We start from the raw sequence: 8,781 nt of genomic DNA on the forward strand, positions 1-8,781 counted from the left end.
TTTTATGAAAAATAAATGGAAAATTGGATTTCTAATCTTGTTAGGAATCAACCTTTTATCCGCTATTATTATCATATCATTGATTATGTTTCCATCTGCAGATAAAGAAATCAGCAAATGGAAGGCTCCAGTGGGCGACCATGTAACATTTCATGTGAAGTCAAATAAATCTGATTTAAATAAGCTTATTAATCATTATCTAAAACAAGAAGCTGCCGATTCTCCCATTGCTTATCGGGTATTATTGGGGGAAGAAGTGGAATTATACGGAACCTTGCCGTTTTTCAGTGAACAATTAAATATGAAATTAACATTTGAACCTGAGGCCTTAAAAAATGGCGACTTGGTCCTAAAGCAAAAAACGATGTCGATTGGCAGTTTAAACCTGCCGATTTCATATGTTTTAACTATTATTAATGAAAATTATAAGCTCCCAAAAGGAGTACACATTAAACCTAATGACAAACTTGTCTATGTAAACATGCAGCAATTAAAGCTGAAGAGTGATATTAATATTAAAGCGAACAAATTTGATCTGAAAAAAGATGACATATCGTTTTCTTTATTAGTACCTGTAAAATAGGTGCCTCGTTCATTGGAGGCACCTTTTTTTGTGGGATTTTTTCGCTGTTGATTGAATGGCACCATCGGTATTAATCCTTAATGCTGATAATTTGAAATTCTGGTTTATCTTTTGTTAACCCTACAAATACGATCGTGCAGCTTTCATTGGCCCTGAAATGAAGCTGAGGGATAGGCAGGATAACGGTTTTGCTGCCCGCTTCCCTTAATTCGAGGTCTACGGTCATCGGTGTTAGGGCTAAATATTCTGTTGCCTGCTTATAGGAAAGGTTTGGAAAAACGATATCCCTGTCCTTAACGGCAATATCAAGCGGCTGGGTGTCCGGTGATAGGTGGATGAAACGGACCTTGGCTTCATTCGCTGGCAACTGCGGAAGATTTTCAAACATCAAAAGGCGCATTTTTTTGACATGGTCAATGGTTGCCAGTGTATAGGATTTACCCGGCTCCATTGTAATTTTTTTATTTAAAACACTATCCACCATGTTTCCTGCGGGGTATATATCAATATGGTATTTACCAGCTCTTAATGGAAGATCCGTACTGACATTTTTGAATGGCAGGTCTCTTATCATCCGTTTCCCATTTATATAAATATCAACATTGGAGGCATCATGGGAGGTATGAAGGACGCGGATCTTTGCTTCTTCTTGGTAGGCTTGAGAATGAGCACGCATCATGTACATCGCTTTATTCATGTTTTTATAGTGTTTTAAATAGAAATGCATGTGTAAGCCTGGGTTGGAATATTTATAGAATTGTGCTAATAAATCATACATGGCTGCCTTTTGAAGATAATCCGAATGGTTTCTTTTTTCAGACATACGAGCAACTCCTATCAAATCGTTTACAACATAAGATATTCATGTTTTATTAGGTGGGTGTCTATTTTTCTTACACGAATTAGAAATATATCCATTTATTATTTACAAAAGGATAATTTACACATATAATGATTACAAATAAGACTGAAAGTGGGTGACGTGCAATGTTAATTGAAAATACGAAGAAAATCGATTATTTGAATATTGTTTGCACAGCCCGTAAATTTTCTATTTAGGATTTTATTACCTTATTTCCTTATGCGAATCGAACCATGGGCTGTGCGTGGCCTATGGTTTTTTATTTTTTAGGCTGTGTTAAAGCACAATGTTGATTGGAGTGGAAGGCGCGAGACTCCTGCGGGAGCAGCGGGACAGGTGAGACCCCGCAGGCGCTTTAGCGCCGAGGAGGCTCACCGCCCGCCCCGCGAACCGCTCGCGCCTGGAACGGAAATCAACATTCACTTTTAACACAGCCATTTTTAAAAAAAATTCGCTGGAGGAATAAGAATGAATTTATTATCAATTGGTTTAACTGACATAGAAACAAAAGAATTTGCTCAAATCAACAGAGATGAGGATTTAATCCTTGGCCGCGTGGCACTTGAGCATAAGCGGATGTACCGTGTATGGACGGAACTTGGTGAATTATTATGTGAAGTAACGGGGAAGTTCAGCTTTCAGGCAATATCCCGGGAAGATTTCCCGGCGGTTGGTGATTGGGTCGCCATTAAGCCTCGTGCTGAGGAAGGAAAGGGTACAATTATTACCGTATTACCGCGAAAAAGTAAGTTTTCAAGAAAATCGGCAGGGGTGACGGCCGAAGAGCAAATTATTGCGGCAAACGTGGATACTGTATTTCTCGTTAACTCCTTAAATGAAGACTTAAATTTAAGAAGAATCGAGCGCTATTTATTACTGACATGGGAAAGCGGTGCCAACCCTGTTATAGTGTTAAGTAAAGCTGATCTTTGTCAAAATATTGAAGAGAAAATCGCTGCAGTGGAAGCCATTGCATTTGGTGGTGTTCCGATCATTCCGATTAGCGCAGAAACGCTTGCCGGACTTGAAAAGCTCGAACCATTTTTACAGCCAGGAAAAACAATTGCATTGCTTGGTTCCTCCGGGGTCGGGAAATCAACCTTAACAAACCGATTATTAGGGGCAGAGAAGCAGTTGGTCCAAGATATTCGAGAGGCAGATGATAAGGGAAGACACACAACTACCCATCGGGAACTCATTCTCTTGCCGATTGGATGCGTCTTGATTGATACACCTGGGATGCGGGAATTGCAGCTTTGGGAAAGTGCAGACGGATTAGCGGAAACCTTTTCAGAAATCGAACTGTTAGCGGAAAATTGCCGATTCCGTGATTGCCAGCATACGGATGAGCCAGGCTGTGCAGTGATGACTGCCATTAATGACGGGCAGCTTGCGGCTGAAAGGCTGGTTAGTTACACAAAGCTGCAAAAGGAGCTGGCGTTTATCGAAAGGAAAGCCGATAAACGTGCCCAAGCTGAAGTAAGAAAACAATGGAAGACTTTAAACAAACAAATGAAACAACGGAAAAGCCGTTAATGAATCGACCCGAGGCAGTATAGAGCTGTCTCGGTTTTTTTGTCGTTCCGAACAGTTGATTTTCTTTTTGCAGAATCTTTCGTTATACTTTTAGATAAGCTGAAAAGGGGTGGGAACGTGGAAAAGAATCATCGATTAGCAACGTTTGCCGGCGGCTGTTTTTGGTGCATGGTGAAGCCGTTTGATGAACAGCCAGGCATTAATAGCGTTATTTCCGGCTATACAGGGGGAACAGTTGAAAACCCGACATACCAACAAGTTTGTTCAGATACAACCGGGCATTATGAAGCAGTCCAAATAAATTATAATCCGGCACTTTTTCCTTATGAAAAGCTGTTGGAATTATTTTGGCAGCAGATTGATCCAACTGATCCAGGCGGACAATTTTACGACCGCGGGCAATCCTATCAAACAGCAATATTTTACCATGATGAAACACAAAAAAGGCTTGCCGAGGAATCAAAACAAGCATTACAAAAAAGCGGGCGGTTTAATAAGCAGATTGTAACGCCGATTCTTCCGGCACAAACTTTTTATCCTGCTGAAGAATATCATCAGGGCTACTATAGGAAAAATAAAGCCCATTATGAGTCATATCACGTCGGTTCAGGTCGTGCAGGCTTTATTGAGAGGCACTGGGGGAAAGAAAATGCAAAATAAAGATTTGAAAAAGGAATTAACACCAATCCAATATGAAGTAACGCAAAATAACGGAACGGAGCCGCCGTTTCGGAATGAGTACTGGAATGAAAGTAGAGAAGGAATTTATGTAGACATTGTTTCCGGAAAACCGTTATTTAGTTCACTAGATAAATTTGATGCCGGCTGTGGCTGGCCAAGCTTCACTAAACCAATACAAGCGGAAGAGGTCGTTGAAAAAACCGATACGAGCCACTTTATGATCCGTACAGAAGTAAGAAGTAAATCGGTAGATTCCCATTTAGGTCATGTATTTAATGATGGACCAGAGCCAAATGGTTTGCGCTATTGCATCAATTCTGCTGCTTTACGGTTTATCGCGAAAGAAAACCTTGAAGAGGAAGGGTATCCGGAGTTTACCAAACTGTTTCAAGAAAAATAATTCTCCAAAACAAATATCATCATATCAACCACAAAATTATCATTGTCTTGATGTAAATAGGCGAATGCACATACAGGTCAAGTATCTACTTCATAATGTAGGAATGAAAAGACACAATTTCGTGAGGAGTGAAGGCTAATGTATGGTTATGGTGGATATGGTGGTTTTGATGGCTGCTGTGGCGGCGGTTATCCAGTAGGAGGATACGGCTATGGTGGCGGCGTAGGATTTGGGTTTGGAGGATTTGCGTTAATTGTTGTCCTGTTTATCCTCTTGATTATCATTGGTGCAAGCTGGGTATATTAATGAATAAAGCCAAGGCTGCCTTTAGAATTCATTCTAAAGGCAGCCTTTTTCTGTTTTTTAGCCGATGAATATTTTTTCTTTTGGATCATGGAATTTTTTGGCCGAAGTGCAAAAGGGATTTTTACTAATAGTGTAGAAACTATTAAAGCAGATAAGTAAAAGATGAAATAAATAAAATGAAAGAAACAAAAAAATGAATCATACAATTTCTATAAGACCTGACATATTTTGATAAGAAAAGTGGTGCTCATTTGTGGAAAAGTCCTATTTAATTAAACCAATGCTTGATGAAGATTACCCTGTTATTGATTATGGTAAAGGGGTCTATTTATTTGATATGGAAGGCAAGAAATATTTAGATGCTGCTTCAGGTGCTGTTACTGCTAATATTGGTCATGGCGCTGCCGAAATTATGGAAGCCATGCAGGAACAGGCAAAAAAGGTCTCGTTTGTATATCGTTCGCAATTTACAAGTGGAGCAGCTGAAAAGCTGGCCCAAAAAATCGCGGCATTGTTACCGGGAGACCTCAATTGGAGTTTTTTTGTGAACAGCGGATCGGAAGCAACGGAGACCGCGATGAAAATGGCGATTCAATATTGGCAGGAAAAGGGGATTCATACGAAAACGAAAGTCTTATCAAGATGGGTTAGTTATCATGGGATTACATTGGGAGCGCTTTCAATGTCAGGACATACTGGCAGAAGAGCGCGGTTTGTGCCGCTGCTGGAGGATTTTCCGGTGATCAATCCGCCTTATTGCTACCGATGCCCCTATAATCTTACTGCACCAGCGTGTAATTATTTATGTGCCAGAGAGTTGAATCAAGCGATTGAGCGAATCGGGGCGGAGAAAATCGCTGCCTTCATCGCTGAACCGGTTATCGGTGCATCAGGCGGGGCCATTGCACCGCCGAAAGATTATTTGAAAACAATCAAAGAGATTTGTGACGCGTATGACATCCTATTTATTGCTGATGAAGTGATGACAGGCTCTGGCAGGACGGGAACGATGCTTGCTTCAGAACATTGGGACATCATTCCTGATATTGTTGCCTTAGGGAAAGGGCTGGGGGCAGGCTATGCACCAATTGCGGCAGCTGTTGCCAGTGAAAAGGTGATGGAGCCCATTTTGGCGGGATCAAAGTCAGTAATGAGCGGTCATACATTAAGTGCCAACCCCCAATCATGTGCCGTGTCACTCGCTGTTCTTGAATACTTAGAAAAAAACGAGATTATGAGAGAAGTAGAAAATAAGGGAGAGTACTTAAGAAACGAGCTTGAAAAGTTAAAAGCCCGATACTCATTTGTCGGCGATGTCCGCGGCAAAGGGTTGTTACTAGGGATTGAATTCGTCGAGGACCGTTTTACGAAAACACCATTCCCAAGGCATGCCTTGGTTACACAACATATGGTGTCGCTTGCAAAAGAAAAAGGCCTCATCGTTTATCCTGCTGGGTCCGGAATTGATGGTGTTAATGGTGACTCAATTATTATTTCTCCTCCATTAACAATCACCACGAAGGAAATGGAAGAACTTGTATTATTATTAGCGGCAACATTTGAAGCCTTTTCAAACCAAATAAACGCAGGAATGGCTGGTGACCAGTAGATGGATAATCCGTTTGGGAAAATCACGACCTTGGAGCGTGTCTTAGAATTATTTCATGATCGGATGACATTAATGTTTGGCGGATTTGGCGGTGTAGGATCGCCGCCGGCACTCATCGATGGCATTCTTGAAAAAGGTGTTTGTGAACTGACATTAATTGGAAATGACACGGGTTTTCCGGATATCGGCATTGGTAAATTAGTCAGCCGGGAAAGAGCTGTTAAAGTGATTGCCTCACATATTGGTTCAAACCCTATTGCGGGGCAGTTGATGCATGACGGAAAGCTTGAAGTAGAGTTTTCGCCGCAAGGTATCTTAGCAGAAAGAATCAGGGCCGGGGGTGTGGGCTTAGCCGCTGTTCTTTCTGATATCGGGATGGACAACGAGCTGGTTTCAAAAGAAAAACCCCGCGTCCAGCTTGGCGGGAAGGACTATCTGATTGAAACCGCCTTAACAGCAGAGGTTTCGATTGTTTATGCGAAAAAGGCCGATGAGTATGGAAATTTAATCTACGATAAAAGTGCCCGTAATACCAACCCGCTCGTTGCGATGGCTGGAGAAATAACGATAGCAGAAGTAGAAGAAATTGTTCCCCTTGGAAGTCTTAACCCGGAAGAAATCATTACCCCGGGTGTGTTTGTTGATTATCTGATTCCATCGAAGGGGGTGAACTGGAAATGGGCATGGGAGTAGACATCCGCAACCAAATGGCCAAAAGAGCTGCTGAGGAAATTCAAAGTGGAATGGTTGTCAACCTTGGGATTGGCATCCCTTCACTTGTTCCCAATCATTTATCAACAGAGACAATGGTGATGTTTCACGCTGAAAACGGCATTACTGGAATGGGGCCAAGTCCAGCTAAAGGAGAAGAAGATGAAAACTTATGCAATGCAGGGGGATTTCCTGTCACGTTGAATAGCGGCGGTTCCTATTGTGACAGTGCGATTGCTTTCGGGATGATCCGCAAAGGGAGAGTCGATATTACCATTCTCGGTTCACTTCAGGTCAGTCAGAATGGCGACCTTGCCAACTGGATTGTTCCCGGGAAAAAGGTTCCGGGTATGGGCGGGGCGATGGAACTCGCTCAAAAAGCAAAAAAAGTGATTGTAGTCATGAATCATTGTGACAAACACGGCAACCCGAAAATTTTTGCCTCCTGCTCGTTGCCATTAACCTCATCAGCATGTGTCGATCTTATTATTACAGATTTAGCTGTTTTTAAGGTAACTGCAGAAGGACTGCTTTTAACAGAATTGTTTGCTCCCTACAACATGGAGGATGTTATTAATAAAACAGGGTGTGAATTTAAAATAAGTGAAAATGTTCGCAACATCCCGTACTAAGGATAAAACTGGCAAGGGGGAGTGAAGCATATGAAGAAACATGAAAACCGCATTAATCAGTGGTTAAAGGAGAATCGAGCTAGAGGAGCAAGGCAATTACAAGTACTTGTTAGGGAAAATAGCACAAGAGGGAATGAAAGCAGCACGCAGGCCATTATTATTGAAAAATGCCGTCAGCTTGGCTTAACACTGGATATTTGGGAGCTTGGCGGCGATGAATTAAAAGGCCACCCTGCCTATTTCTGTGACCGCCAAAGCTTCGATGGCAACCCTAACTTAGTTGCTGTATTAAAAGGAACAGGCGGCGGCAAATCGATTATTCTAAACGGACATATCGATGTCGTTCCGGTCGGAGACGAGTCTAGCTGGAGGCATGATCCATTTAGCGGGACGATTGAATGCGGTAAGCTATATGGCAGGGGCGCAACAGATATGAAGGGCGGGAACGTATCCCTGCTAATGGCCCTCGAAGCATTAATTGCTAATGGAATTAGGCTAAAAGGGGATGTCATTTTTCAAAGTGTGATTGAGGAAGAAAGCGGCGGAGCCGGTACACTTGCTGCCGTACTGCGCGGGTATCATGCTGACGGGGCGATAATTCCAGAACCGACCAATATGAAAATCTTCCCAAAGCAGCAGGGCTCAATGTGGTTTCGAATTACAGTTAGAGGCAGGGCTGCACATGGCGGAACGAGGTACGAAGGCGTAAGTGCAATTGAGAAATCAGTGGGTGTCATTCAAGGATTACAGCAGTTAGAGAAAACTAGAAATGCCAAGATCACAGACCCTCTCTTTAATAAAATCCCCATTCCCATCCCAATAAATATTGGAAAAATAACAAGCGGCGAATGGCCATCTTCGGTGCCTGACACCGCTATCATCGAGGGAAGAATGGGTGTATCACCGGAAGAAACGATTGAAGCGGCGCAACAGGAAATGGAAACCGCCCTACAGGAATGGAATCAACAGGATGAATGGTTCCGCGAAAATCCGCTGCAAATTGAGTGGTTTGGCGGGAGATGGCTGCCAGGTAATCTCGAAAGTGATCATCCATTGATGAACGCACTTACAGGTAGTTTCAGCGAAGTCCTAGGTTTCAGTCCTGTCATTGAAGCAAGTCCTTGGGGAACAGATGGAGGGATTTTATCCACTGTTGGCAATACTCCGGTGGTCGTCTTCGGTCCAGGTATAACGGAAACCGCTCACGATGCCAATGAGCATATTGACCTTGAAGATATGTTCGCTGCAAGTGAGATTATTGCCCTAACATTACTGCGTTGGTGTGGAGTCAATGAAGTTTCAGATGATGATAAGTAATCAGGGAGTTCGTAAATTATTTAAGATAAGGCTGTGTTAAAGAACATTTTTGATTTTGAGCACAATGTTGATTGGAGTGGAAGGCGCGAGACTCCTGCGGGAGCAGCGGGACAGGTGAGACCCCGCAGGCGCTTTAGCGCCGAG

At 42.6% G+C, this 8,781-nt stretch carries 10 protein-coding genes; 9 read left to right on the top strand and 1 reads right to left on the bottom strand.

Annotation, left to right across the window (positions count from 1 at the left end):
* Positions 1-4: 4 nt before the first annotated feature.
* Positions 5-583 (top strand): YpmS family protein, encoded by a 579-nt coding sequence (locus tag ACFVSW_RS25735; RefSeq protein ID WP_387319467.1) that lies wholly within the window; start codon positions 5-7, stop codon positions 581-583.
* Between the two features lie 70 nt (positions 584-653).
* Here ACFVSW_RS25735 and ACFVSW_RS25740 read toward each other — a convergent pair whose 3' ends face one another.
* Positions 654-1,406, bottom strand: coding sequence for a DUF4397 domain-containing protein (locus tag ACFVSW_RS25740; RefSeq protein ID WP_387319468.1), 753 nt, complete (start codon positions 1,404-1,406; stop codon positions 654-656).
* A gap of 507 nt (positions 1,407-1,913) precedes the next feature.
* On the opposite strand from ACFVSW_RS25740, the gene rsgA reads away from it, so the two are divergent.
* From rsgA to ACFVSW_RS25780, 8 genes are all read left to right on the top strand, one after another.
* Positions 1,914-2,981, top strand: coding sequence for a ribosome small subunit-dependent GTPase A (gene rsgA / locus ACFVSW_RS25745; protein ID WP_387319469.1), 1,068 nt, complete (start codon positions 1,914-1,916; stop codon positions 2,979-2,981).
* A gap of 117 nt (positions 2,982-3,098) precedes the next feature.
* Complete coding sequence (msrA, locus tag ACFVSW_RS25750; protein WP_387319470.1) at positions 3,099-3,641, top strand: peptide-methionine (S)-S-oxide reductase MsrA; 543 nt, start codon at positions 3,099-3,101, stop codon at positions 3,639-3,641.
* A complete protein-coding gene (gene msrB, locus ACFVSW_RS25755; RefSeq protein WP_387319471.1) occupies positions 3,631-4,062 on the top strand; it encodes a peptide-methionine (R)-S-oxide reductase MsrB in 432 nt (143 codons plus the stop codon). The genes msrA and msrB overlap by 11 nt, the downstream gene beginning before the upstream one ends.
* A gap of 138 nt (positions 4,063-4,200) precedes the next feature.
* Positions 4,201-4,368, top strand: a complete 168-nt coding sequence (locus ACFVSW_RS25760) for a YjcZ family sporulation protein (protein WP_387319472.1) — start codon at positions 4,201-4,203, stop codon at positions 4,366-4,368.
* A 253-nt stretch (positions 4,369-4,621) separates the two neighbouring features.
* Complete coding sequence (locus ACFVSW_RS25765) at positions 4,622-5,977, top strand: aspartate aminotransferase family protein (RefSeq protein ID WP_387319474.1); 1,356 nt, start codon at positions 4,622-4,624, stop codon at positions 5,975-5,977.
* Entirely contained in the window at positions 5,978-6,670 is a 693-nt protein-coding gene (locus ACFVSW_RS25770) for a CoA transferase subunit A (RefSeq protein ID WP_387319475.1), read from the top strand.
* Positions 6,655-7,320 carry a 3-oxoacid CoA-transferase subunit B gene (locus ACFVSW_RS25775; RefSeq protein ID WP_387319476.1) on the top strand — a complete coding sequence of 222 codons (666 nt, stop codon included), beginning with the start codon at positions 6,655-6,657 and terminating at the stop codon, positions 7,318-7,320. Before ACFVSW_RS25770 ends, ACFVSW_RS25775 begins: the two co-directional genes overlap by 16 nt.
* A gap of 30 nt (positions 7,321-7,350) precedes the next feature.
* On the top strand, positions 7,351-8,637 hold the full coding sequence (locus tag ACFVSW_RS25780; protein WP_387319477.1) for a peptidase: 1,287 nt from the start codon (positions 7,351-7,353) through the stop codon (positions 8,635-8,637).
* Positions 8,638-8,781 lie beyond the last annotated feature (144 nt).

Origin of the sequence: Neobacillus sp. NPDC058068, from assembly GCF_042885335.1 — a bacterium.
Classification (GTDB): Bacteria; Bacillota; Bacilli; order Bacillales; family Cytobacillaceae; genus Neobacillus.

Bases quoted from the DNA above. Each gene is read 5' to 3' on its own strand.
- ACFVSW_RS25770 (WP_387319475.1), top strand. From the start codon at position 5,978: ATGGATAATCCGTTTGGGAAAATCACGACCTTGGAGCGTGTCTTAGAA.
- ACFVSW_RS25775 (WP_387319476.1), top strand. From the start codon at position 6,655: ATGGGCATGGGAGTAGACATCCGCAACCAAATGGCCAAAAGAGCTGCT.
- ACFVSW_RS25760 (WP_387319472.1), top strand. From the start codon at position 4,201: ATGTATGGTTATGGTGGATATGGTGGTTTTGATGGCTGCTGTGGCGGC.
- ACFVSW_RS25780 (WP_387319477.1), top strand. From the start codon at position 7,351: ATGAAGAAACATGAAAACCGCATTAATCAGTGGTTAAAGGAGAATCGA.
- ACFVSW_RS25735 (WP_387319467.1), top strand. From the start codon at position 5: ATGAAAAATAAATGGAAAATTGGATTTCTAATCTTGTTAGGAATCAAC.
- rsgA (WP_387319469.1), top strand. From the start codon at position 1,914: ATGAATTTATTATCAATTGGTTTAACTGACATAGAAACAAAAGAATTT.
- msrB (WP_387319471.1), top strand. From the start codon at position 3,631: ATGCAAAATAAAGATTTGAAAAAGGAATTAACACCAATCCAATATGAA.
- ACFVSW_RS25740 (WP_387319468.1), bottom strand. From the start codon at position 1,406: ATGTCTGAAAAAAGAAACCATTCGGATTATCTTCAAAAGGCAGCCATG.